This window comes from Dissulfurimicrobium hydrothermale (assembly GCF_022026155.1).
Taxonomy (GTDB): Bacteria; Desulfobacterota; Dissulfuribacteria; order Dissulfuribacterales; family Sh68; genus Dissulfurimicrobium; species Dissulfurimicrobium hydrothermale.
Genome location: NZ_CP085041.1, coordinates 862955 through 887833 on the forward strand (window position 1 = coordinate 862955; position 24879 = coordinate 887833).

Annotated in this window: 22 protein-coding genes and 5 tRNA genes; 22 read left to right on the top strand and 5 right to left on the bottom strand. The window is 48.5% G+C overall.

What is annotated here, in order from left to right:
• The first annotated feature begins 5 nt into the window (after positions 1 to 5).
• Positions 6 to 602 (top strand): nucleoside deaminase, encoded by a 597-nt coding sequence (locus LGS26_RS04190; RefSeq protein WP_237889472.1) that lies wholly within the window; start codon positions 6 to 8, stop codon positions 600 to 602.
• Between the two features lie 13 nt (positions 603 to 615).
• Positions 616 to 1671: a radical SAM protein gene (locus tag LGS26_RS04195; RefSeq protein ID WP_237889474.1), complete on the top strand. Its 1056-nt coding sequence runs from the start codon at positions 616 to 618 to the stop codon at positions 1669 to 1671.
• Here LGS26_RS04195 and LGS26_RS04200 read toward each other — a convergent pair.
• From LGS26_RS04200 to mobA, 5 genes are read right to left on the bottom strand one after another with little or no spacing between them, the layout of a single operon-like run.
• Positions 1634 to 2677, bottom strand: coding sequence for an ABC transporter substrate-binding protein (locus tag LGS26_RS04200; RefSeq protein ID WP_237889476.1), 1044 nt, complete (start codon positions 2675 to 2677; stop codon positions 1634 to 1636). The two genes, LGS26_RS04195 and LGS26_RS04200, sit on opposite strands and share 38 nt — an antisense overlap.
• Positions 2678 to 2684: 7 nt before the next feature.
• Positions 2685 to 3437, bottom strand: coding sequence for an ABC transporter permease (locus LGS26_RS04205; protein ID WP_237889847.1), 753 nt, complete (start codon positions 3435 to 3437; stop codon positions 2685 to 2687).
• Positions 3438 to 3439: 2 nt separating this feature from the next.
• A complete protein-coding gene (locus LGS26_RS04210) occupies positions 3440 to 4156 on the bottom strand; it encodes an ATP-binding cassette domain-containing protein (protein WP_237889483.1) in 717 nt (238 codons plus the stop codon).
• Between the two features lie 24 nt (positions 4157 to 4180).
• Complete coding sequence (locus LGS26_RS04215; protein WP_237889484.1) at positions 4181 to 5062, bottom strand: YkgJ family cysteine cluster protein; 882 nt, start codon at positions 5060 to 5062, stop codon at positions 4181 to 4183.
• A 49-nt stretch (positions 5063 to 5111) separates the two neighbouring features.
• A complete protein-coding gene (mobA, locus tag LGS26_RS04220; RefSeq protein ID WP_237889486.1) occupies positions 5112 to 5765 on the bottom strand; it encodes a molybdenum cofactor guanylyltransferase in 654 nt (217 codons plus the stop codon).
• Positions 5766 to 6250: 485 nt separating this feature from the next.
• On the opposite strand from mobA, the gene sat reads away from it, so the two are divergent.
• The 20 genes from sat to rpoB all read left to right on the top strand — a co-directional run bounded on the left by sat (position 6251) and on the right by rpoB (position 24871).
• Positions 6251 to 7507 carry a sulfate adenylyltransferase gene (gene sat, locus LGS26_RS04225; RefSeq protein ID WP_237889492.1) on the top strand — a complete coding sequence of 419 codons (1257 nt, stop codon included), beginning with the start codon at positions 6251 to 6253 and terminating at the stop codon, positions 7505 to 7507.
• Positions 7508 to 7611: 104 nt separating this feature from the next.
• A complete protein-coding gene (aprB, locus tag LGS26_RS04230) occupies positions 7612 to 8046 on the top strand; it encodes an adenylyl-sulfate reductase subunit beta (RefSeq protein ID WP_237889500.1) in 435 nt (144 codons plus the stop codon).
• 59 nt (positions 8047 to 8105) lie between these two features.
• On the top strand, positions 8106 to 10094 hold the full coding sequence (gene aprA / locus LGS26_RS04235; RefSeq protein ID WP_237889508.1) for an adenylyl-sulfate reductase subunit alpha: 1989 nt from the start codon (positions 8106 to 8108) through the stop codon (positions 10092 to 10094).
• Positions 10095 to 10304: 210 nt separating this feature from the next.
• The gene (locus LGS26_RS04240; RefSeq protein ID WP_237889510.1) at positions 10305 to 11552 is read left to right on the top strand and encodes a CoB--CoM heterodisulfide reductase iron-sulfur subunit A family protein; all 1248 of its coding nucleotides are present in this window, start codon (positions 10305 to 10307) and stop codon (positions 11550 to 11552) included.
• Positions 11552 to 13873, top strand: a complete 2322-nt coding sequence (locus tag LGS26_RS04245; RefSeq protein ID WP_237889516.1) for an FAD-dependent oxidoreductase — start codon at positions 11552 to 11554, stop codon at positions 13871 to 13873. Before LGS26_RS04240 ends, LGS26_RS04245 begins: the two co-directional genes overlap by 1 nt.
• A 17-nt stretch (positions 13874 to 13890) precedes the next feature.
• Positions 13891 to 15129 carry a quinone-interacting membrane-bound oxidoreductase complex subunit QmoC gene (gene qmoC, locus LGS26_RS04250; RefSeq protein ID WP_237889518.1) on the top strand — a complete coding sequence of 413 codons (1239 nt, stop codon included), beginning with the start codon at positions 13891 to 13893 and terminating at the stop codon, positions 15127 to 15129.
• A gap of 322 nt (positions 15130 to 15451) precedes the next feature.
• Positions 15452 to 15526: transfer RNA gene (locus tag LGS26_RS04255), tRNA-Thr, on the top strand.
• Positions 15527 to 15535: 9 nt separating this feature from the next.
• A tRNA-Tyr gene (locus LGS26_RS04260) sits at positions 15536 to 15620 on the top strand.
• 30 nt (positions 15621 to 15650) lie between these two features.
• Positions 15651 to 15726: transfer RNA gene (locus LGS26_RS04265), tRNA-Gly, on the top strand.
• 18 nt (positions 15727 to 15744) lie between these two features.
• Positions 15745 to 15820, top strand: a tRNA-Thr gene (locus LGS26_RS04270).
• A 60-nt stretch (positions 15821 to 15880) separates the two neighbouring features.
• Positions 15881 to 17071, top strand: coding sequence for an elongation factor Tu (gene tuf, locus LGS26_RS04275; protein ID WP_237889265.1), 1191 nt, complete (start codon positions 15881 to 15883; stop codon positions 17069 to 17071).
• A gap of 10 nt (positions 17072 to 17081) precedes the next feature.
• Positions 17082 to 17231, top strand: a complete 150-nt coding sequence (gene rpmG, locus LGS26_RS04280) for a 50S ribosomal protein L33 (protein ID WP_237889520.1) — start codon at positions 17082 to 17084, stop codon at positions 17229 to 17231.
• A gap of 35 nt (positions 17232 to 17266) precedes the next feature.
• A tRNA-Trp gene (locus tag LGS26_RS04285) sits at positions 17267 to 17342 on the top strand.
• A 53-nt stretch (positions 17343 to 17395) separates the two neighbouring features.
• Entirely contained in the window at positions 17396 to 17680 is a 285-nt protein-coding gene (secE, locus tag LGS26_RS04290; RefSeq protein ID WP_237889522.1) for a preprotein translocase subunit SecE, read from the top strand.
• Between the two features lie 80 nt (positions 17681 to 17760).
• Entirely contained in the window at positions 17761 to 18294 is a 534-nt protein-coding gene (nusG, locus tag LGS26_RS04295; protein ID WP_237889530.1) for a transcription termination/antitermination protein NusG, read from the top strand.
• Between the two features lie 24 nt (positions 18295 to 18318).
• Complete coding sequence (gene rplK, locus LGS26_RS04300) at positions 18319 to 18744, top strand: 50S ribosomal protein L11 (RefSeq protein ID WP_237889532.1); 426 nt, start codon at positions 18319 to 18321, stop codon at positions 18742 to 18744.
• Positions 18745 to 18756: 12 nt separating this feature from the next.
• On the top strand, positions 18757 to 19455 hold the full coding sequence (gene rplA, locus LGS26_RS04305; protein WP_237889534.1) for a 50S ribosomal protein L1: 699 nt from the start codon (positions 18757 to 18759) through the stop codon (positions 19453 to 19455).
• Between the two features lie 162 nt (positions 19456 to 19617).
• Complete coding sequence (gene rplJ, locus LGS26_RS04310) at positions 19618 to 20133, top strand: 50S ribosomal protein L10 (RefSeq protein WP_237889535.1); 516 nt, start codon at positions 19618 to 19620, stop codon at positions 20131 to 20133.
• Positions 20134 to 20187: 54 nt separating this feature from the next.
• The gene (gene rplL / locus LGS26_RS04315) at positions 20188 to 20580 is read left to right on the top strand and encodes a 50S ribosomal protein L7/L12 (RefSeq protein ID WP_237889537.1); all 393 of its coding nucleotides are present in this window, start codon (positions 20188 to 20190) and stop codon (positions 20578 to 20580) included.
• A 202-nt stretch (positions 20581 to 20782) separates the two neighbouring features.
• Positions 20783 to 24871 (top strand): DNA-directed RNA polymerase subunit beta, encoded by a 4089-nt coding sequence (gene rpoB / locus LGS26_RS04320; RefSeq protein WP_237889539.1) that lies wholly within the window; start codon positions 20783 to 20785, stop codon positions 24869 to 24871.
• Positions 24872 to 24879: the final 8 nt, after the last annotated feature.

Below are 24879 nucleotides of genomic sequence, written 5' to 3' on the forward strand. Positions count from 1 at the left end.
TGGTTATGCAAGGCAGTTGTGATTTTAATGATGAAAGGTGGATGGGCAAGGCGCTGGAGCTGGCCTCCCGCGCCTTGTCAAATGGGGAATTTCCTGTGGGATGCGTCCTGGTCTCCGGCGAACGGGTGGTTGGAGAGGGTATGAGGCTCAATAGCAAGGGGGGCAGTGCAAATGAGCTGGACCATGCGGAGATCATTGCGCTCAGAGATTTGGTAAGGAGGGAGGCGTGTATTACGGCTGCCGGCTGCGGAGATAGGCATGATTTGACCGCATACAGCACGCTTGAGCCGTGTCTTATGTGTCTTGGGGCATTGGTTCTTAACGGCGTAAAAAGGATTGTCTTTGCCTATGAAGATGTAATGGGGGGGGCCTGCGGCCTTGATCTGTCTACATGCAATTCAGTATTTTTGGTCTCACGTGCAGAAGATCCTGTCAGATTTTATACCGAATCTTTATATAATAGAATGGCCCATGTCAAGGTCATAGGCGGGGTCAGAAGGGGCGAAAGCCTTTCGCTTTTTAGGGCATTTTTCTCTGATCCGGCAAACAGCTATTGGAGGGGCAGTTTGTTTGCCGCCTATACGGAGCTGCCGAATAAATAGAAAGATGGACCTGATGCGCCGTACCGTTGAATTCAAGCCTGACACCAGAAACGTCTTCCTGCATATTCTAACAAGATGCAATCTGAAATGCCGTCATTGTTACATTAATCAAGACGAGCATGGCGCGGACATCCTTGATGCGGATACTATAAAAGAATGGCTAGGTTTATTCGTCTATAAGCCAGGTAGGCCGCAATCCGCCTTAAATCACATAAATTGGGCGGATAAGACCAACTTGATCTTTCTGGGTGGGGAACCAACCTTGAATCAGGCCCTTCCCTTGGCGATCAAAGAGGCCAAAAGGCTTGGTTACGGTTCCATTACGGTGGATACGAACGGTTTTCTTTTTTACGATATCCTGGATAAGATAGGGCCTGATGAGCTCAATTACTTGAGTTTTAGTTTGGATGGTTCATGTCCGGAGGTCAATGACCCCATCCGTGGCAGTGGTGTGTTCAAGATCTGTACCGCCGGTATAAGAAAGGCCGTTTCAAGGGGCTTCAATGTAAGTGTTATATTCACAGCGAGTAGAATGAATCTCTATGATCTGGCAAATATGCCAGGGCTTCTTAAAAGATTGGGCGTCAAGCGTTTTTTCATCCAGGTGATAGGCATCAGGGGCAGGTCGTCCGAGGTCGATTCTAGAACAGTGTCGCTTCAGTTTGAGCGTAACGAATGGGAGCAGGTGATGCCGCGTGTTGCTGTGGCTGCAGCCAAGATGGGCATCCATGTTACTTATCCAAAGGTGTTTTTAGGGCCGGATGAGCCTTTCATATGCGCAGGCGTGGCCGCCATGAATTATTTTGTATTTCCAAACGGCAGGGTATACCGTTGTCCGCTCTGTGAGGACTACCCTGTGCATTCATTTGAGATAAAAGGCGGACATCTCCTTGAGAGGCCGCCTCTTACCGAAAGAGAGCTGTTTCAGCTTACGATACCAGAGGGGTGCGTATTCAACCGCATTCTTCATCCAGGCAATATCCAATATGACGAGAAGGGAAGACCTGTCTCACGTATAGCTTGCTGCATGCTCAAGGAGGAGGTCCTGCCAGAAGGTTTTGCAGATTAACATAGCGATGCATAAGGCCTTGGGCCATCATGATATCTTCGGTCTCCTGCCATGCCTTTTTATCTATTCTGCCGATGGGGCCTTTGCCGTTCTGCGGCAGCACCAAACTTCTTGTGGCCGCGAGCTGCCTTTTGATGATCTCTATTGGCGTTGTCTCGTCCATCTCATGGATGGCCTTCGCTGCATCCTGTTCATGCCCCTTTGAGAGCGCCTCCTGCCAGCCTTTGATCACGGCTTGGGTAAATTTTTTTACCAGCCCTGGTCTTTTTTTATATAATTTTTCTGAGGTGATAAGCGAATTTGCCACGAAACTCACACCAAACGCCGCTGGGTCAAAAAACATAGGCTTGGCCCCATTTTGGATCATCTTTTCAGCGAGTATTATACCCTCTACATTGCTGTAAACAGGCCACAAGTCGGCTTCGCCCCTCCAGAAAGGGCCATAGTCCTGATGGACTGCGTAGGTTTGTATATCATCCTTGCTGATATCATACCGGGCGATGAGCGCCTTGAAGATCGCCTCATCGTTTCCGCCATAGGTGATACCGATTTTCAGGCCTTGCAGATCCTTTGGCGTTTTTATATGTATCCTTGACGAATTGTAGATCCATTTGAGCGGATTTTTCTGGAATATCTGGGCGATGACCACTATGTGCGCCCCCTTTTCGCTGGCCCTCAATACCTGGTCGGCCGATGCCACGCCGAAGTCGGCCCGACCGAGCTCTAAATCCCTTATTGCGTCGTGTTCGAGCCCACCTTCTTTTAATTCTACATTCATCCCTTCTTTTTTAAATATACCGCTCTGTTTGGCCCATATCTCACCTGCAGCGCTGACGTTGGGAAGCCACTTCAGTCGGCAGACTATCTGCTCTACCGCCCTATTGCCGGTTTTTTGTCTCCGTCCACCATTTTCTGATGAGCATCCAGAAAGACCGAGGACCAGAATAATTGATGTGATTACAATACCTGCAAACCCTATAAGGCTGGGGTATGTTTCAGTCCTCATTCGGCGGCTACCCTGTGTCCCCTTGGACCTTTGCTGTTATTACGGCCCCTATCGTTTCTATTACGGACAGATACATGGATGAACACAGCCCGATCAGAAAGAGGGCAAGGAGTATATCTGCAAGATTGTCTTGATACAGGGCCTTTTTTATTTCATAACCTATTCCATGCGTCGCGGCAAGGAATTCGGCCACAATGGTACCTACCATGGCCATTGTGCCACTTCCTACCAGAACGGTTATGAGCTTTTCGATGTTTTCAAAGATCCGGATCCCGAGTCTCAACTTCCAGTTCATTCGACCTGTTTCGTTGAAGAAATGTTCGACATCCTCTACGGGCTGAGAAAATATGCCAAGAAGGCTTAAGAGTAGGGGGAAATAACAGATAAGGGCAGCGATGAGGAGTCTCGATGCCAGGCCGTCCCCCAAAAATATGAATATAATGGGACTGACTGCTACAATCGGGTAGGCCTGGAGGTTGTATGCCGCAGTCTTGGTGACCGCGCCTATTGTGGAGCGGAGGCTCCCTACGAAGCCCACCGTTCCGGCAAGGAGGATGGCTGCAAAATGCCCTTCGATTGCCACCAGGAGGGTGTCCAGCGAGGCCATGAGATAGTTCGGTCCGTCATCCCTTGCTGCCCGAAGTAGATCAATGGGTGCTGGTATAAGATAGTCAGAGAGACGCATGGCGTATTTTGCAGTCCACAGAAGCCCGATGGACAGGCAATAGATGATTATGAATTGGATTAGGCGGCTGAGCATCTTCACCTTGTTGAATCTTCTCCTGCACTTGCAGCTCTTAATATCTCATATATCTTTTTTTGGACCATTTCGTCCGATGGGCTGCGGTTGGCCTGCTGGTCAAGGCCGCTTATTTCGATAAGACCTGTCGCACCGTCGGGCGCCTGGGGCAATACGAATATGGTCTTGGAGAAACGCGCTACTTCTATGGCATTATGAGAGATATAGAGGAACATTTTTTTTGGAAATATATGTTTCATGGATCCAAGTATCCCATATCTGGTCGGTTCATCCACGTTGGCGAGTACTTCATCGGTAATAAGTAAGTCAAAGTCTTGCACGAGGTAGCGGATGAGGTTCGCCCTGTTTCTTTGGCCCATAGATAGGGATGTGAATCTGCGGGAGAGGGACTCTTTGAGGCCATAGTCACTTATAAGGCCTTGAAGGAGCTTGGCGTATTTATTATCGGCTATCTTCTTGAAGTGGTCTCCTATCGTAAGCCATCCAGGCAATCTCTCAGAGTCATGGGCGTAGAGTATTCGGCCAAGGTCGGTCTCCACCCTGCCGCTTTCCGCGGTAAGTCCATTGCTTAAAAGTCTTGCAAGTGTGCTTTTGCCTACTCCGGAAAGCCCGAAGAGAGAGAAAAACCCAGGTCCTCTTAGGGAGCAATTGATTCCCTTGAAGACATGAGTCGGTACCCCGGGATAGGAATAGGAAAGGTCTTTACATGTAATGTACATAGGGGGAGTGGCGCATCATGCCCCTTACCAAGCCGCAAACCTTTTATTTTTTCTTTTTTCAAGTGTCTTTTTAATTTGGTTGTTCAGGATATCTTCCTTTAACCTCAAGCTGTTTGATTCCACACCGAATATTGCCTGCTTGAGGTACTCGAAACCAAATTGCATAAGGGCAACGTCATCTTCGAGTATTTCCTTTAGGATCTCATCTTTCACAATATATGTATTTAAAAAACGGCTTTCAAAGACAAATGCCCTGAAGCGCTCCATGTTTGTCGTCACCATATAAAATAGCTGTCTAGCCTTCGGTGGCATCTCAGTCTCCTCGCCGAATGAGCATTTGCGTAGGAGCAGCTCGAGCCAACCTCTGTTCATCGAGTCATAGAGATCGGCCTCTTGATCTCCTCTCCACGCGTCAACCGTCCATTCTGTCTGTTCTTTAAAGCCATGGCAGTGGCTTTCTTTGATCAGAAAGAAGAACTCCTCCCCTTCAGATGCCCCTTTGTCCTGCTTGAGACTCGCGATGCCTATCGGGTAATACCTGCAGCATACAGGTCGATCGGTATATACCTGGCAGCCGTCAGGGGTTACAAATGGGCACTTGCCGTCTTTTTCAAGCATCTTTAAACGTGCTACAGGGACACCCGTTTGGGCGAGTATTTCAGGCTGGGCATAGAGGTGCAAAAAGAGATTAGAAGGCATGCCGAGTCTTTTTTTGAGTCTGATGATGTCATAAGGCGTAAGGATTATATTCATATTGCGGCAGCAATGCGTAAAACAAGACACACCAGGGTGGCAGCGGAATCTGAACGTATCTTTTTTTTCAAGACGTACCGGGTCTATCACGCTCCCCAGCTTTTCTCTTTTAAGCGCCATATCAGCCTTTTTTTTGGCCTCTGAAATGTCCATAATAGTCATCCCGGATTGTTTTTTAGAGACTTAGATATATCTTTTTACCTTAGTGCATGATGCATGGCTTGGCAACGCCAGATTCATCTGATGATATAACACGCTTCAGGGTCTCAAGCTCATCTCTTGTGTTGGCGCTCTTAAGGCATGAGAGATCAGGGCAGAATCTTTTTATGTCTTCGGGCGGCACCTCATGCCTCGGTATATTTGTAAGGAATTTTTGAAGACCCAACCGGTTGTGTCTGATCGAATGTTCGATGAGCGGGATAAGTGATCTGTGATATATTGCATGTAGCGGCTCAATCCTGCCCGGTGTCTTTGGGATGACGACAGGGGCCCAGGTCTCGATACACCACATCCATTCTATGAGTCCTGGGTTTAAGAGCGGCATATCGCAGGCAGTGATAAAGACCCTGTTGCCATTTGCGCTTTTGAGTGCGCCCAATATCCCGCCTATCGGGCCAGTGTTGACCACGGCGTCTTTTATGATCGGTAGGCCCAGATATTTATAGGACCCAGTATCATTTGAGACGATAAAAATTTCATCCGAAACGATGCGGGCCGCCGATATGACGGCATCTATGACATTTCCGCCCAGCCAGCGTGCGAGGGCCTTGTTGTCTCCGAAGCGGCTGCTCCTGCCCCCAGCAAGCACAGCCATGGTTCTGAATCCACATTTATGTCCATAAGGTTTTTTGGGCATCTTAATCATACCTTAGGCGTTTTTGTAAGGAATCCAAAAATGATTGCCAATTCAGTTTTGATGGCGTTGTACAGGCGTCTTGTTTAAGGTAACGGCCTATTTTAAACTGATTGCATAGGCTACCTTATTAATCAATCATCTTTTTTGCAAGTCATGGTCTCTGTCATCGGAGTCTGGCAAAGAAATTTTTTGAAATTCTTTGTGATCAGCCTAATTTTTATCTATAATGGCGATCCAAATAAGGCTCTTCTTTTTTTGGTCTTCTGTTCAGTTACCGTATTTTCCCCTTGACAATTCCTGTGACTGTGAATATAAAACAACTACAGTACTGAAGAGTAATTCAGTAGTTGACAGGTAATTTTGGCCGTCAGGGATGTCGAGATCATCAAAGTAGAAAGATATGTATGGCCGGTCTCTAGTCCGATCTAATTTTGGGATCCGGTAATTTTATAACAAATTAAAATGTCGAAAGGAGCAAGAAGATCATGGCGTTAGTCAATCCACACGGATCGAAGAAAAAGCTTATGCCGCTTTTGCTTACGGGTAAGGAGCGTGAAGAGGAGATAAAGCGTGCTGGCAAGATGAAGAGGGTCGATATAACCTCCAAGGAGTCAGGAGACATATTGATGCTCGGGATGGGCGCCTTTACCCCCCTCAATGGATTTATGTGCAAGGATGATTATGAAGGCTGTATAGAGGAGATGAAGCTTCGCAAGGTTGACCCAGGGACCATGTGGCCTCTGCCGGTTACACTTGCTGTTGACGAAGAGACTAAGAAATCCCTTAAAGTTGGTGAAGAGGTTGCCCTTTATGACAAAGAGACAGGGGACCTGATGGCCACAATGAAGGTCGAGGAGATATGGGAGCCTGACAAGCGCAAGGAGTGCGAGCTCTGCTTCAAGGGCGCCGGTCCTGACTCAGAGAAGTTCTGGGAGGTTGCGGAGGCGGATCATCCAGGTGTACAGCAAATAATGAATTCGGGCAAGTATTATGTCGGCGGCCCGATCAAGGCCCTTTCTGAAAAGGATTTCAGGCAGAAATACGGTGACGCCTATATGCATCCGGCTGTCGCAAGAAAACTTTTCGAAGACAAGGGTTGGAGCCAGGTGGCTGCATTCCAGACCAGGAACCCGATCCATCGTTCACACGAATATCTATGCAAGATAGCCCAGGAGGTCCTTGACGGCGTATTCATACATGCCCTTGTCGGCAAACTCAAGCCAGGCGACATCCCTGGCGAGAAGCGTATGGAGTGCTACAAGGCGCTTCTTGACAACTATTTCAACATGGAGCGCACTGTCCTTGGCGTGTATCCATTAGAGATGCGCTATGGCGGCCCGAAAGAGGCCCTGCTCCACGGCATCTTCCGTCAGAACTTTGGCTGCTCACACCTGATAATCGGCCGTGACCATGCCGGTGTCGGTGACTTCTATGGTCTGTTTGAGGCCCAGGAGATATACGACAGGCTCTGGCCGGGTGCCCTTGAGCTTAAACCCCTGAAGATCGACTGGACCTTCTGGTGCAAGAAGTGTGGCGGCATGGCCTCTCTCAAGACCTGTCCTCATACCAAAGAGGACCGCGTTGTTGTCAGCGGCACCAAGTTCCGCCGCATGATGAGCGAGGGTGGGGAAGTACCGCCTGAGTTCAGTCGTCCTGAGGTGTTGGCCATCTTGAGGGATTATTATCAGAATCTCGAGACCAAGGTAAAGATAAAGAAGGGTGCGTTTGAGGAGCTTAAGTAATTGCAAGTGGGCTGTTGTGTGTGCATACAGGGAGGGGATGGACCCCTTCCTTATAAAAATTTTGGTTAAGAAAAATTAAAAAATAAAAGTCAGGAGGTAATGTTATGCCAAGCTTTGTCAACCCGGAAAAGTGTGATGGTTGCAAGGGCGGGGACAAGACAGCATGTATGTACATCTGCCCCAATGACCTCATGGTCTTGAACCCGGATGCCATGAGGGCCTACAACCAGGAGCCGGATCAGTGTTGGGAGTGCTATTCTTGTGTCAAGATCTGCCCCCAGGGCGCCATCGAAGTGCGTCACTATGCCGACATAGCCCCGATGGGTGGTTATGTTCAGCCCATGCGCGGTACCGATTCCATCATGTGGACGGTCAAGTTCCGCAACGGCAATATGAAGCGCTTTAAGTTCCCGATCAGGACGACCGCAGAGGGTTCGATCAAGCCCTATGCAGGAAAGCCTGAGGGCGGCAATCTCGACGATGGTCTTCTGTTTACCGAAGCAGGCAAGAAACTTGCCACGCCAGCTGACTACAAGTAGGTCGTCCGCTTGATTAGTTTTTATTAAAAAACAAAATTATTTTTTATAAGGAGGAAGATATGGCGTTACCTAATAAACCAAATTGGGAACTCCTGGCTGAGCCGGATCTATCCAAGGTCCCGGTTGTTGAGCATGAATATGATGCCCTTATTGTCGGTGGTGGTATGGCTGCTTGTGGTGCGGCTTACGAGATAGGCAAATGGATGCCAAAAGGTTCCAAGGTGGCCTTGGTTGACAAGGCGGCGTTGGAGCGTTCCGGTGCAGTTGCGCAGGGTCTTTCAGCCATCAATACATATATCGGGGAGAACACACCTTCCGATTATGTTCGTATGGTAAGAAATGACTTGATGGGTGTTGTGCGTGAGGATTTGATCTTCGATTTGGGCCGTCACGTGGATGATTCCGTTCACCTCTTTGAGGAGTGGGGTCTCCCCGTCTGGAAGAAGAAGGGTTCTGAGGGCAAGAAGCTGGTCGAGGGTGGTGAGCCTGTCCGTACCGGCAAGTGGCAGATCATGATCAACGGCGAGTCATATAAGTGCATAGTGGCCGAGGCGGCAAAGGCGGCCCTTGCTGAAATGGGTTATGATCTGTTCGAACGTATCTTCATCGTCAAGTTGTTGCTGGATGCCAACAAGCCCAACACCATCGCCGGTGCGGTTGGCTTCAGCGTCCGTGAAAACAAGGTTCATGTCTTTAAGGCCAAGGCGATGTTGGTGGCCTGCGGCGGTGCGGTCAACATCTTTCGCCCGCGCACCACAGACGAAGGCAAGGGTCGCGCCTGGTATCCCGTATGGAATGCCGGTTCCACCTACACCATGTGCATGCAGGTCGGCGCCGAGATGACCATGATGGAAAACCGTTTCACCCCATCCCGCTTCAAAGATGGCTACGGCCCGGTTGGTGCGTGGTTCTTGCTCTTTAAGGCTACTGTCACCAACGGCAAAGGTGAACACTATATAAAGAGCGACGCCGCCAAGGCCGAGCTAGCCAAATATTCTCCATATGGTCAGGCTGCTGTCACGCCGACCTGTCTGCGTAACCACCTCATGCTCTTTGAGATGAAAGAGGGCCGTGGCCCCATCTTTATGGACACAGCGGCCGCCCTTAAGGCCTTCCTCGAGGAGAAGAAGGCGTCCGGCATGGACGAAAAGGAGCTCAAGAAGTACTGGAAAGAGCTGGAGAGCGAGGCATGGGAGGACTTCCTTGACATGTCAGTCGGCCAGGCCGGTCTCTGGGCGTCTATGAATATAGAGCCCGAGAAGGTCGGTTCCGAGATCATGCCCACTGAGCCTTACATGCTTGGTTCACACTCAGGCTGCTGCGGTATCTGGGTGTCCGGTCCAGATGAAGACTGGGTCCCGGCTGATTACAAGTGGGGCTATAACCGTATGACTACAGTCAACGGTCTCTTTACTGCAGGTGACGGCGTAGGTGCATCCGGTCACAAGTTCTCATCAGGTTCTCATGCAGAAGGTCGTATCGCGGCCAAGGCCATGGCCAAGTATATCCGTGACAATGCAGGCTTCAAGCCCACCCTCAAACAGACCGCTGAAGAGCTGAAGGCCGAGATATATAGGCCTGTGAAGGTCTACTACGAGAACTATCAGAAGACCACGCACGAAATGGTAAACCCCAACTACATCAAGCCCCGTCACATGATGGAGCGCTTGATGAAGTACACAGACGAGTATGGCGGTGGTTGGTCACCATACTACATGACAAACGGCAAGCTCCTTGAGATCGCCATGCATCACCTCCAGATGCTCCGTGAGGACTCTGACAAAATGGCCGCAGGCGGTCTGCATGAGCTGCTTCGCGCGTGGGAGAATCTCCATCGTATATGGTGCGTCGAGGATCATCTCCGCCATATCCAGTTCCGTGAGGAGAGCCGTTATCCCGGTTTCTACTATCGCGGTGACTATAACAACGTCAGCGACACTGACATGGATCAGGGCGGGTGGAAGTGCTTCGTCAACTCCCAGTACAATCCCGAGACCGGGGAGTGGAAGACCTTCAAGAAAAAGCTTCACAAGATTATAGCTGATTAAGAATGGATCTTTTTGTGCTTGTAATTGAGAGATCTATTGATTAGATTAAACATCCAGGCGCTGGTCTGAACCGGCGCCTGGTATTTTTTCCTTGTGTTTCGGCGTCAATCCGTGCTCGGCGTATTGGCTGGTTTTCCCCAGGCAGAACGCGGATCACTGGCTGGCGATGTCGGCAGTGCCAATTAAAGAAAATTAAAAAGGAGCGGGCAGATGAGTGGAAGCATACTCGTGGTAGGCGGTGGCTTTAGTGGGCTGACAGCCGCCGTTGAGGCCGCTGAAATGGGCTATGATGTCTATTTGGTAGAAAAGGAGAGTTATCTAGGCGGGAGAGTGGCTCAGCTTAACAAGTATTTCCCGAAGTTATGTCCACCAACATGCGGTCTTGAGATCAATTTCAGGCGGGTTAAAACCAATCCAAGGATCATCTTTTACACACAAGCTGATGTGCGTTCGATTTCAGGCGGCCCTGGGGATTTTAAGGTTGAAATCAACATAAATCCGCGCTACACCGCACCGCAGTGCAATAACTGCAAGCCAGGGGAGGCGGTTGCGACAACTGAGCTGCCCAATGAATTCAATTTCGGCATGGATAGGCATAAGCCAATCTATATGCCGCATCCGATGGCATTTCCAAATCAGTGCGTAGTAGATTCATCGATTGTCGGGTCCGATGAGGCAAAGAAGATTAAAGAGGCGATGCCACCGGGCCATGTAGACCTTGAGCAGAAGTCTGAGATGGTGACATTGAATGTAGGGGCCATAATAGTAGCTACTGGTTGGAAGCCATACGACGCTACTAGAATGGACAGGTTGTGTTTTGGCAAGTATCCAAATATCGTCACCAATATGATGATTGAGAGGATGGCTTCTCCATCTGGACCTACAGGGGGCAGGATACAACGTCCATCTGACAAGGCAGAGCCAAAAAGTGTTGGTTTCGTGCAGTGCGCTGGCTCCCGTGACAAGGATCACCTGCCTTACTGTTCTTATATCTGTTGTATGGCAACCTTGAAACAGGCCCTCTATCTCAGGGAGCAGTCACCAGATACCGAGATCTATATATTTTATATAGATATACGTTCTCCGGGCATGAAATATGAAAAATTTTATAAAAAGGTAAAGGAAGATAAAAAGATACATTTTATCAAAGGTAAGGTGGCCGAGGTAAAAGAAGGTTCATCGCCAGGGAATATTATACTCGTCGCTGAGGATACGATCGGTGGTGGCAAGATCGAGCAAGAGGTTGAGCTTGCAGTGCTGGCGACTGGAATGCAGCCTACGGGCGCCTTTGATCCGATCCCGGGCATTGAATATGATGCCGACGGTTTTGTTGTGTCAAAAGATGGGATTATACCTTGCGGGTGCGCAAAAAGGCCGATCGATGTGGTTTCTTCAGCGCAGAGCGCGACTGCGGCGGCATTAAAGGCTATACAGACGCTGGTCAGGAGGGCAGGCTAATGGCAAATAAGATTGGACTTTACATATATACAGGGGATGGTATTGCCGATGCCATTGATGTGGAAAGGCTTGTGAAATTGGCATCGGGCGAGCTCAATGTGCCGATAGTCCGTACGCATGCGGATCTTTATTCGCCGGACGGCGTGGCGATGGTTGAAAAAGACATTAAAGATGAAGGCATAAATGCCGTGGTACTGGCTGGCATATCGCCAAGATATGAGTATAAGGCATTTGATTTCCCTGGGGTATTGCTTGAAAAGGCAAGTCTCAGGGAGCTGGTCGTCTGGAGTCACAAGATAGCCCCTGACGACGAGAAGGCAGATGCCAAAAAGGAGCATATACAGGAACTGGCCGAGGATTATATCCGCATGTCTGTTACGAGGCTGACCAAGGCCCAGCTACCGACTCCTGACAAGCTTGAGAATCCCAGCAGGCGGATATTGGTGATCGGTGGCGGCGTAACGGGCATGACTGCAGCCATCGAGGCGGCTGAAGCCGGCTATGAAGTTACAATTGTTGAGAGGGAGGCCGAGCTTGGTGGATATGCTGCAAGGCTTAGAAAGCAGATCCCTCTTGGTCCAAACTATTCCGAGCTTGTCGCTCCAATAGTCCAGGATATGGTCGCAAAGGTCAAGGCTAACAACAAGATACAGGTAAAGACTAGCACAGAGGTTGCCCGTATAGGAAATGCCCCAGGCCAGTACAGGGTGAGTTTTAAGGCTGCTGGTGCCAAGAGCGAATGGGATGCCCCTGTGCCGCTTACCCCTGAAGAAAAGTTGGATGCCAACGGTAAAGAGCTCTCGGCCGAAGATCAAAAGAAGATATATGCCGCCAAAAACGAGGGTCGCAATGATTACATGCAGCAGGACCCGAATGCCGAGATATTTGGTGCCGTTGTCCTTGCCTCTGGTTGGAAGCCTTATATACCAGCGGAAGGTGATTATCCGCATTTATCATGGGGGCATCCAAATGTCATTACAAATCACCAGCTTGAACAGATCGCAAAGGCAGGCAAGATAATCCGCCCATCAGATGGTAAAGAGGTAAAGACTATTGCATTTATCCAAAGTCCGGGTGGCAATAACGACGATGCTGACTTTCCTTATGCATCGGCTGTGACCAGTATGGTGGCCCTTAAGCAGGCTAAATATCTTCGCGAGGATCAGCCTCAGGATGGCCGTGCCTATGTATTTTATCAGCATATGCGCACCCCTGGACAGTATGAGTATTTTTACAAGGGTCTCCAGAATGACCCAGGCATATTTTTAACTAAGGGCTCTGTGACCGAGGTAAAAGACAATGGTGAAGGCGGCCTTACTGTCAATGTTGAGAATACATTGATTGGCGGAAATATCTCGGTTGATGTGGATATGGTCGTCTTGGCAACAGGCATGATTCCAACCACAAAAGATGAGGCGGTTATCAATCTTGCCTATCGCCAGGGTCCTGCCTTTAGGGATCTCGAACTCTTCGGCGGATACTGTGATTCAAATTTCATATGTTTTCCATATGAGACGAGGCGGACTGGTATTTATGCAGCAGGGCCTGTGCGCCGTTCAATGACAATCGAAGAGTCGATGGAAGATGCAGCAGGCGCTGCCTTGAAGGCCATTCAGGCGGTGAAGGCGGCCGAAGATGGTCATGCGGTACATCCGCGTACTTGGGATTTTGATTATCCTGATTTTTATTTCCAAAGATGTACGCAATGCAAGCGCTGTACGGAGGAGTGTCCTTTCGGTGCCCTTGATGATGACGAAAAAGGTACGCCGAAACCAAATCCAACCAGATGTAGACGTTGTGGCACATGTATGGGTGCATGCCCTGAGCGTATAATAGGTTTCAAGGATTACAATATCGATGTCGTCGGATCGATGATCAAGTCGATTGAAGTCCCTGATGACGATGAAGAAAAGTTGCGCATGGTAATTTTCGCCTGCGAGAATGACGCCTATCCGTGCCTTGATATGGCGGCGGCAAAGGGTTTGACCTGGTCGCCCCTGCCTAGAATCATCCCGGTCAGATGCCTTGGATCCGTCAATGTTGCATGGATCAAAGATGCGATGTCGAGCGGCATAGACGGTGCCTTGCTTCTTGGTTGTAAGTTTGGTGATGACTATCAGTGTCATTTTGTAAAGGGCAGTGAACTTGCAAATCGTCGGATGGAAAACGTAGCCGAGACGTTAAAGTCCCTTGGCATGGAACCCGAACGTGTTAAATTGGCGCAGGTCGCCATCGACGAATATGACGCCGTGCCAAAGGTGATCGATGAATTTGTCGAAGAGATTGTATCAATGGGACCAAATCCATTTAAAGGTTTCTAGGAGCAGGAGGTAAGGTAATGGCTGAGTATACGAAGGTACAGCCCGATCTGTCTTTTGTAAGAAACGTTATAGATTCGGGCGGGGATACGGTAAAGTCATGTTACCAATGCGCTACTTGTTCAGTGGTATGTCCGCTGTCCACCCCTGAGAGTCCGTTCCCTCGCAAGGAAATGCTTTGGACACAATGGGGCTTGGCCGACAAGGTCGCAGGTGATGTGGATGTATGGCTGTGCCATCAATGTGCGGATTGCACTGTTTATTGTCCTAGGGATGCCAGGCCAGGGGATGTGCTCGGGGCAGTCCGTGCCAGCGCTATTCGCTATTATGCTAAACCAAAGGCCCTTGCAGATATGCTTAGCAGCCCTGGAGGCGTCATAGGCGCAATAATTGCTGCTGCAGTGCTGGTTTTGGTAGTGGCTGCCGCATGGTCGCAGGTTACAGGTGAAGGCTTTCCGTTCCCTGAGGGAGACGTGGTGTACCACAAGTTCCTGAGTGTAATCCCCATTGATGCGATATTCTTATCTATAGCAGCTTTTGTGCTTTTTGTTTGCTATAATGGCGTTACTAATTTCTGGTTAGATATAAGCAAAGGGGCCGGTCTGCCAACATCTTATACCGGTTCAGTGCCTGTCCCACCGTTCGGTGTGCTTATTGGGAGGTATACCTGGCCAGCCATCCTTGAGATATTAAGCCATGCCCGTTTCAAAAAATGCGGCCAGACCGTCGAAAGGGCAAGGGGTCATTTGTGGCTACTCTGGGCCTTTATAATCCTGTTTTTGGTTACGAACTTTGTATTTATAGCAGAAGACCTGCTGCATAACGCCTTACATCTAATCGGCCCTGTAACCCCGATGCCTCTTTATCACCCCGTTAAGTTACTAGCCAACTTTGGGGCGATCTTGATGATAAGTGGTATCTGGCTTATCAAGACTATGCGCGATAAAAAGACAGAAGAAAAGGTGCTCAAAAGTTCATCTCAGGACTGGATACTTATATGGTTGATATTTGCGGTCGGTGCTACTGGTATAGCATCAGAAGTATTTAGGCTCATCAATGTGGCACAGATAGCATATCCGATATATGTCTTTCACCTTGCCTGCGTTGCCGTACTATTCCTGTCGCTCCCATATACAAAGTTTGGGCATCTTGTATATAGGACGACAGCTTATATCTTTAAAATGTGGGCGGATGACGTAAAGGCTGGGAAGGCTGGATTTGGCCTTGAGAAACCTATAGCAGTTGAAGAGGCCCATTAACTTATTTATTAGCCAATTTGGCAATGCATTAAAAGCGGCGTAAGATATGGTCTATCTTCGCCGCTTTTAATTACTTTATTAGTACCCTCTGCTATTTAAGCCAGGCGTCCAGGTCCGATCATTTATGGAGCAGTGGGGAGACCTGCGTTATTTCGTTGGATCCAGATCCAGTATGTAAAGACAAAGGAAGAAAGGCAAGACATGGACTTTAGAGATCTCGATATAATCATGTAATCTGCTTTACAGATATTGCTGTGCTGAGAGTGGAAAGACTTGCTTTTTTCAAAGAGCACGCTATTATACCCTTTTTAAGTCAGGGACGGCTGGCGTAGCTCAATGGTAGAGCAGCTGATTTGTAATCAGCAGGTTGCGGGTTCGAGTCCCATCGCCAGCTCCATTTCATTTAGGAGAGGTACCCGAGTGGCCAAAGGGGGCAGACTGTAAATCTGCTGGCGACGCCTTCGGAGGTTCGAATCCTCCCCTCTCCACCATGATCATAAGAGATTGGGATGATTATGAAGGCGGGAATAGCTCAATGGCTAGAGCATCAGCCTTCCAAGCTGAGGGTTGCGGGTTCGAGTCCCGTTTCCCGCTCCAGTTGTTAAGCGGGCCAGTGCCCATGTAGCTCAGTTGGTAGAGCACTTCCTTGGTAAGGAAGAGGTCACCGGTTCAATCCCGGTCGTGGGCTCCAGCATCTGGATTATATGCGAGGTTAATACATAATTTTTATTTCAGGAGTGGAAATAGAGTCATGAGCAAGAAGAAGTTTGAGCGTACAAAACCGCATGTTAACGTAGGCACGATAGGCCATATCGATCATGGCAAGACGACGCTGACTGCAGCTATAACAAGGGTGCTGGCCGAGAAGGGCAAGGCTGAGTTCGTTCCGTTCGACCAGATAGACAAGGCCCCTGAGGAGCGTGAACGTGGCATAACCATAGCCACCGCCCATGTAGAATACGAGACCGACAAGCGCCACTATGCCCATGTGGACTGCCCTGGCCATGCCGACTATATAAAGAATATGATAACCGGTGCCGCACAGATGGATGGCGCCATATTGGTGGTAGGCGCTGATGACGGCCCGATGCCCCAGACCAGGGAGCACATACTCCTTGCCCGTCAGGTAGGCGTGCCGGCCATGGTGGTGTTTCTGAATAAGTGTGATATGGTGGACGATCCGGAGCTCCTGGAGCTCGTAGAGCTCGAGTTAAGGGAGCTCCTTACCAAGTACGAGTTCCCGGGCGATGAGGTGCCTATAATAAGGGGTAGCGCCCTTGAGGCCCTCAACAACCCAACTGATCCTGAAAAGACCAAGTGCATCTTGGACCTTATGGATGCAATAGACAACTACATACCAGAGCCCAAACGCGACATAGACAAGCCCTTCCTGATGCCTGTCGAGGATGTCTTCAGTATAAGCGGCCGCGGCACTGTGGTCACCGGCAGGGTGGAGCGCGGTGTGATAAAGGTGGGTGACGAGGTGGAGCTTGTAGGTATACGCCCCACACAAAAGACTGTATGTACAGGCCTTGAGATGTTCAGGAAGATACTTGACGAAGGCCGGGCCGGAGACAACATAGGTGTACTGTTGAGAGGTACCAAGAGGGACGAGGTGGAGCGCGGCCAGGTGGTTGCAAAGCCGGGCAGCATCACCCCTCACAAGAAGTTCAAGGCGGAGGTCTATGTCCTGAGCAAGGAAGAGGGCGGCAGACATACCCCGTTCTTCTCGGGTTACCGTCCCCAGTTCTATTTCAGGACCACGGACGTCACCGGAATAGTTACGCTTCCTGCAGGGGTTGAGATGGTCATGCCTGGGGATAATGTCTCCATAGAGGTTGATATGATACAGCCCATAGCCATGGAAGAAGGCCTCAGGTTCGCCATCCGTGAAGGGGGCCGTACCGTAGGCGCAGGTGTGGTGAGTAAGATTATAGAATAGGAGGTTGGATGTGCGAGAGATAATTACCTTGGCCTGTACTGAATGTAAGCGCCGTAACTATACAACCACTAAAAATAAAAAGACGACCCCGGATAAATTACAACTTAAAAAATATTGTCGTTTTGATAAGAGACATACTCTCCATAAAGAAACTAAATAATTGGTGTCGATTTGCTGCTGATTTGTTGTATCGACAGGCCAGTAGCTCTAACGGTAGAGCACCGGACTCCAAATCCGGCTGTTGGGGGTTCGAATCCCTCCTGGCCTGCCAGGGGCAAGGGCACCGTGGGTTGTTTGCTCCGTCGATGGGCAAGGGGGTTTATAGTGGCTAATAAGGTAAAAAACATAAAAGCCGAAGATGTTGATTCATTAGATATAAAGACAGGCCTTGCAGGTGATCGGATGGGCGAGATCAAGGGATGGATTCCAAAGGCCAGGTTTTTCTTGAGAGATGTGAAGACCGAGTTTGACAAGGTTAATTGGTCAAATAAAAAGGAGACCGTTTCTATGGCTATGGCCGTTTTGGCTATATCGATCTTTTTTGCGGCATATCTTGGCGTAGTCGATCTAATATTATCTAAACTTGTAAGATTTCTTATAAAGGGCTAGTTGATTGAGGCAGTCGTGGAAGGAATGGCTGATTCTAAAGAAAAAGATGTCAGGCCTTGTTTGCGGCTGAATTAAAAATTATGGCGCAAAGATGGTATATAATACATACATACTCCGGCTTTGAGACTAAAGTAAAAGAAGCCCTTGAAGAGAGGATAAAGCAGCATGGCCTTGAAGGATATTTCTCGAGCGTTGTCATCCCTACAGAAAATGTGATAGAGATTATCAAGGGGGATCGTAAGACATCATCTAGAAAGATTTATCCAGGCTATGTCCTTGTAAGAATGGAATTTAACAATGAGACATGGCATTTGGTTCAAGAGACCCCGAAGGTTACCGGATTTGTAGGAGGGCATGATCACCCTGTGCCGCTTTCGGATGAAGAGGCTGAAAAGATTATACATCAGATGGAGGAACGGGCGCAGAAGCCGGTGCCTAAATATAGTTTTGAAAAAGGTGATAGTGTGACTGTAATTGAGGGTCCCTTTGCCAATTTTCATGGTGTTGTTGAAGAGGTCAAGCCTGAAAAGGGCAAGGTCAGAGTTTTGGTCTCTATATTCGGCAGGTCAACCCCTGTTGAATTGGAATTCGCGCACGTCCAAAAGGTTATGTAGGGGCGGCGTTTAAAGGAGAAGGAAATGGCAAAAAAGATATCCGCATATATAAAATTGCAGCTACCTGCAGGTCAAGCCAACCCATCGCCTCCTGTTGGTCCTGCCCTGGGACAACATGGCGTCAATATTATGGAATTTGTGAAGGCTTTTAATGCAAAGACGCAGGATCAGGCAGGCATGATTATACCCGTGGTTATAACGGTTTATTCGGACAGGTCTTTTAGTTTTGTACTCAAGACCCCGCCTGCGTCTGTCTTGCTCAAAAAGGCGGCAAAGATAGAGAAGGGTTCCGGTGTTCCGAACCGAGATAAAGTGGGGACTGTCACTAAAAAACAGGTTGAAGAGATAGCTAGGCTTAAGATGCCCGATCTTACGGCAGCAACCATTGATGCTGCAATCAGGACCATTGCAGGTACGGCCCGTAATATGGGGATAGATATAGTTGATTAAAGGAGAAATTCAATGGCTCAGCACGGCAAAAAATATCGTTTATCCAGAGACAAGGTCGACAGAGTTAAGAGGTATCCGCTGGAAGATGCCGTAAGGTTGGTTCTTGAGACACATTACGCCAAGTTTGACGAAAGTGTAGATGCTGCTGTGATTTTAGGCGTAGACCCTAAAAAGGCTGATCAAAACATTCGCGGTTCCGTGGTGCTCCCACATGGAACAGGTCGTACTCCTCGAGTTTTGGTCATCTCAAAGGGCGAAAAACTCAAAGAGGCTGAAGAGGAAGGAGCCGATTTTGTAGGCAGTGAGGAGCTGATTGCAAAGATACAGGAAGGCTGGCTTGATTTCGATCGTGTTATTGCGACGCCGGACGTGATGGGCATGGTCGGAAAGGTGGCCAGGATACTTGGTCCAAGGGGATTGATGCCGAATGCAAAGACAGGCACTGTCACATTTGATGTAGCAAGGGCTGTGAAGGAGATCAAGTCAGGTAAGGTTGATTTCAGGGTCGACAAGGCTGGTGTCGTCCATGTCCCATTGGGGAGGGTGTCTTTCGGGCAGGAAAAGATCAGAGAAAATTTTATGGCCTTTTTGGATACCCTGAATCGTCTAAAACCATCGACAGCAAAGGGCGTTTATATTAAAGGCATATCGCTTTCTTCAACAATGGGGCCAGGCATAAAGGTAGATTCCGCAACTACCAGATTGAACTAATAATATATTATTTTGATTATTAATTTTTACAGGTCAAAGACAGTAGGTACGCCTAAGTGTTTAATGGGATTTTTGGTTGTCCCACCTACCGAGACAGGTGCAGCCTCTGCCTTTGGCAGTATAAAAACTGCCTGTGGGTAGAAGGGGGTGATAAATTTGGCTTTGAAGCGTAAACAAAAAGAGGCCATGCTTGAGAGTATGCATGGTAAGTTTGCCAGATCAACCGCATTGGTGATGGTTGATTATTCTGGGCTCAAGGTGTCCGATTCTGATAGTTTGCGTAAGACCCTTAGAGAGATAGACGCCGAGTTCAGGGTTTCTAAAAATACCATATATAAAAAAGCGGTTGAAGGGACGCAAGCCGAGGTCATCAAAGACCTCTTTGAGGGACCAAAGGCTGTGGCCATCTCATATGGCGACCCTGTAGCTATGGCTAAGGTTCTTGTAAATTTCACTAAGGCAAATGAGGCCCTTCAGATAAAAGGCGGCGTACTTTCTGGCAAATTGATTGATGCAGCCGGTGTTGCTGCCTTGTCGGCTATGCCGAGCCGTGAGTTTCTTTTGGCCCAATTGCTTTCTGCGTTGGTTGCCACTCCGACCGCCTTTGTAAATGTATTGGCCGGGGTGCCGAGGAAACTGCTTTATGCCTTAAAGGCGATTGCCGAAAAGAAGGCATGACATCATAATTATCAAGCTTTGGAGATTTTTTAAAATTTAAGAAGGAGATTTGCAATGTCTATTACAAAAGCTGATGTAATTGATTTCATTTCCAATATGACGGTACTAGAGCTATCTGAGCTCATAAAGGAACTTGAAGAAAAATTCGGCGTAAGCGCCGCCGCCCCTGTGGCGGTGGCCGCTGCCCCTGGGGCCGGCTCTGCGTCTGCTGAAGGAGCGGCCCAGGCTGAGGAACAGACCGAATTTAGTGTCATACTTACCGATGTGGGCAGCCAGAAGATTCAGGTTATCAAAGAGGTTAGGGCCGTCACCGGCCTTGGCTTAAAAGAGGCTAAGGATTTAGTTGAGGGTGCTCCGAAGCCCATCAAAGAGGGTGTTTCCAAGGAGGAGGCTGCCAAGATCAAGGAGATTATAGAGAAGACAGGCGCAAAGGTTGAGATTAAGTAATCTCTTGATCTTGAAGCGTTTCATAAATACGGCATTGTCATATATTAAGACGCCCGGTCTGGAGGGTTAGGTGCGCCCACGGACCGGGTTAAATTCATTTCGGCTGTTCAGTTTTTGAGAATTCAATAAAAAATAGTTTTCTGAAGAATTTAATTTTTAATTAAATTTTCAATTTTTTAAAGCCAATCTGAGGCGGCATCCTATGAATCAATTGCAATTATTACCTGTGAGAAAAAGATTTGGCCGTGTCAAAAAGGTCATAGATTATCCATACTTGATCGAATTGCAAAAACGTTCTTACGAAAGATTTTTGCAGAGGGACAGTGAGTTTGATGTCAAGGAGGATGCAGGACTCAAGGCTGCATTCAAAAGTGTCTTCCCTATAACTGATTTTACTGGCACCTTTTCCCTTGAATTTGTCCAGTATTCAATCGGCGATCCCAAGTATACGGTTGAAGAGTGTATGTCGCGCGGGGCGACTTATGAGGCACCGGTCAAGATAGTGGTCAGGCTCTTGTCATATGATATAGACAAGGAAAGCGGGGTCCAGAGTATACGTGATATAAAAGAACAGGAGATATATTTCGGGACCATACCACTCATGACCGACACCGGCACATTTATTATCAACGGTACAGAAAGGGTGGTCGTGAGTCAACTCCAAAGGTCCCCGGGCATCTTTTTTGATCATGACGGCGGCAAGGTACACGCCAGCGGGAAGCTCCTCTATTCGGCAAGGATCATCCCTGTACGTGGGTCATGGATTGATTTTGAATTCGATGTCAAGGACATCTTATACGTCAGGATAGATCGTAAGCGTAAATTCCCTGTGACCGTACTGCTTAAGGCCCTTGGGTATGAAGATATTTTAGGTAGTTTTTATGACAAAGATAACTATCTGATAGAGGGTCAACTCATTTATCGCAAAGTGAATCCAAAGACGATGCAGGCGCAAAAGGCGAGTATGGATGTCTTGCATCCGCAGACCGGCGATGTCTTAGTAAGAAAGGACCTGAAGTTTTCAAAAACAGTACTTAAAAAGCTTGAGGATCTCGGTGTGACGCGCATCCCTGTCGATGAACAGGAACTTATTGGAAAGATCGTCGCGGAGGATGTTGTAGATCCCTTAACCGGTGAGGTGCTTTTGGGCAGCAATACGGAGATCAAGGCCGAAGATCTTAATCTATTGAGGGAAAAGGGGATATCTCAGGTATCAACCCTTTTTATCGATGGTGTAAAGGTCAGTTCATCCATACGTGACACATTGTTGCTTGACAAGACCCGGAATCGAGAAGAGGCCATTATTGAAATATATCGCAGGCTCCGCCCAAGTAGCCCACTCATAATAAATGTCGCTGAAAAATTCTTTCAATCCCTTTTCTTCAATCCTGATACATATGATCTCTCCGAGGTCGGCAGGTACAAAATAAATCAGAGATTTAAAACCGATATACCACTCAATGTAAAAACCCTTACACCAGAAGACATCCTTAATACAATCAAGGAGCTTGTTAGGTTGAAAGACGAGAGAGGGCCTGTTGATGACATAGATCATCTTGGCAATAGGAGAGTGAGGTCTATCGGTGAATTGATAGAAAACCAGTACAGGATTGGGTTGGTCAGGATGGAGAGGGCAATAAAAGAACGGATGACCCTCCAAGAGGTGGAAACCCTTATGCCTAATGATCTTGTCAATCCAAAGCCTGTAAATTCTGTTATGAAGGAATTTTTCGGCTCCAGTCAGCTTTCTCAATTTATGGACCAGACAAATCCCCTTTCAGAGGTTACTCATAAGCGGAGGCTCTCAGCCTTGGGCCCGGGTGGACTTTCAAGGGAGAGAGCAGGATTCGAAGTGCGGGATGTGCATCCAACCCACTATGGACGTATATGTCCTATTGAAACCCCTGAAGGGCCCAATATAGGCCTTATAGTATCTCTTAGCACATTTGCTCGTGTAAACGATTATGGCTTTATAGAGACGCCTTATCGCATAGTCAAGGACAGGAGGGTTACCGGTGAAGTGGTCTATATGACCGCGTCCGAGGAGGACCATGAGACTATAGCCCAGGCGACGATTGAGCTCGATGCGAACGGGAGGATTGTTGATGATCAGGTTGGTGCGAGGATCAAAGGCGAGTTCTTAATGGTGCCCGCAGATGAAATAACTGCCATAGATGTGGCGCCGAATCAGTTAGTGAGCGTATCAGCCGCCTTGATACCTTTTCTTGAGAATGATGATGCAAACAGAGCGCTTATGGGTTCCAATATGCAGCGCCAAGCCGTTCCTCTCCTTGTGTCAGAGGCCCCGCTGGTCGGGACAGGAATGGAGGCCACCGTAGCCAAGGATTCGGGCGTTGCGATTATAGCGAAACGGGACGGGTGGGTGGATTATGTCGACTCGACCAGACTCGTCGTTGTCTATGAAGGAGATGAGGCGGAGGGTAGGCCTATTGAGGTCGAGATACATAAGCTCAAGAAGTTTCAGAAGTCAAATCAGACCACCGTATTGAATCAGAAACCCTTAGTTCACCCAGGACAAAGGATCAGAAGGGGTCAGGTGCTTGTGGATGGGCCTTCAACGCATAGGGGCGAGCTTGCGCTTGGCAAGAATGTAGTTGTGGCGTTTATGCCCTGGCTAGGTTACAATTTTGAAGACGCGATCATTATAAATGAACGGATCGTCAAAGAAGACGTCTATACGTCTATCCATATTGAGGAATTCAGCGTAGAGGCCAGAGACACCAAGCTCGGTAAGGAGGAGATAACAAAGGATATACCGAATGTCGGGGAAGAGGCGCTGAAAAATCTCGACGAGAGCGGGATTGTCCGCATAGGTGCCGAGGTCAAGGCTGGCGATATCCTTGTAGGAAAGGTAACGCCCAAGGGTGAGACATTGCTGTCGCCTGAGGAAAAACTTTTAAGGGCCGTTTTTGGTGAAAAGGCGGGCGACGTCAAGGATACGTCCTTGAGGGTGCCGCCTGGCATAGAAGGTGTGGTAATAGACGCCAAGGTATTTTGTAGAAAGGGCGTAGAAAAAGATGCAAGGGCCCAGGCCATTGAAGATGTTGAGATAGCCAGCATCCAGAAAGACCAGGCGGATGAGCTCAGTATAATACAGCATGTCGCCATAGAGAAGTTGGTAAGACAACTTGCCGGGAAGAGGCCGGCTGTTTCCATAAAAGACAGCAGGGGTAATGTCCTCCTTGAGGCCGGCAAAGAGATGAACGCCGAGGCCGTGAGAAGGACGCCTATCTATCGTTTCCAGGAATTGATTCTTGAGGGCCAGAAGAGGCTTGATCCTGCAGTGGCCGATATCTTGGCTTGGTATAATAAAGAAGATGAGCGTATAAGAAGGCATTTTGAAGGCAAAATCGAGCGTCTCAAAAAGGGTGACGAGCTACCGCCAGGTGTCATCAAGATGGTAAAGGTCTATGTGGCCATGAAGCGCAAGCTCCAGGTAGGCGACAAGATGGCCGGACGGCATGGAAACAAGGGCATCGTGTCGAAGATCGTACCGATTGAGGATATGCCGTATTTTGAAGACGGGACGCCGGTTGATATTATCTTGAATCCACTCGGCGTGCCATCGCGAATGAATGTTGGACAGATTATGGAGATACATCTTGGCTGGGCGGCCAAGAATTTGGGTGAGCAGGTGGCACGTCTTGCAAGGGAAAATGACATAAAAAGGGTCAAGGCAAGGCTTGGTGACATCTTTAAAGGAGATGGCGAATTGGAGGCCATGCTTGACAAGATGGATGACGATAGTCTTAGACAGTTTGCAATGGGACTTGAGCATGGGATCCCGATGGCAACGCCTGTCTTTGATGGTGCCGATGAGTCGGTCATCAGGGGTTTGCTTGTTGATTCAGGACAATCCGAATTGGGTCAAGTTACACTTTATAATGGACAGACGGGTGAGCCGATAGCCGAACCTGTAACAGTAGGGGTTATGTATATGCTCAAGCTTCATCATCTTGTTGATGATAAGATACATGCCCGTTCAACAGGTCCTTATTCATTGGTCACGCAGCAGCCGCTCGGAGGTAAGGCCCAGTTCGGTGGTCAGCGCTTGGGTGAGATGGAGGTCTGGGCCCTTGAGGCCTATGGTGCAGCACATGCCCTCCAGGAGTTCCTTACAGTCAAGTCTGACGACGTAGCCGGGAGGTCAAGGATGTATGAAAAGATAGTCAAGGGTAACAATTTCCTTGAGGCCGGCCTTCCGGAATCATTTAATGTTTTGGTTAAAGAACTCCAAGGTCTTTGCATGGACATGGAACTTATTGAATAGAGGGTTTA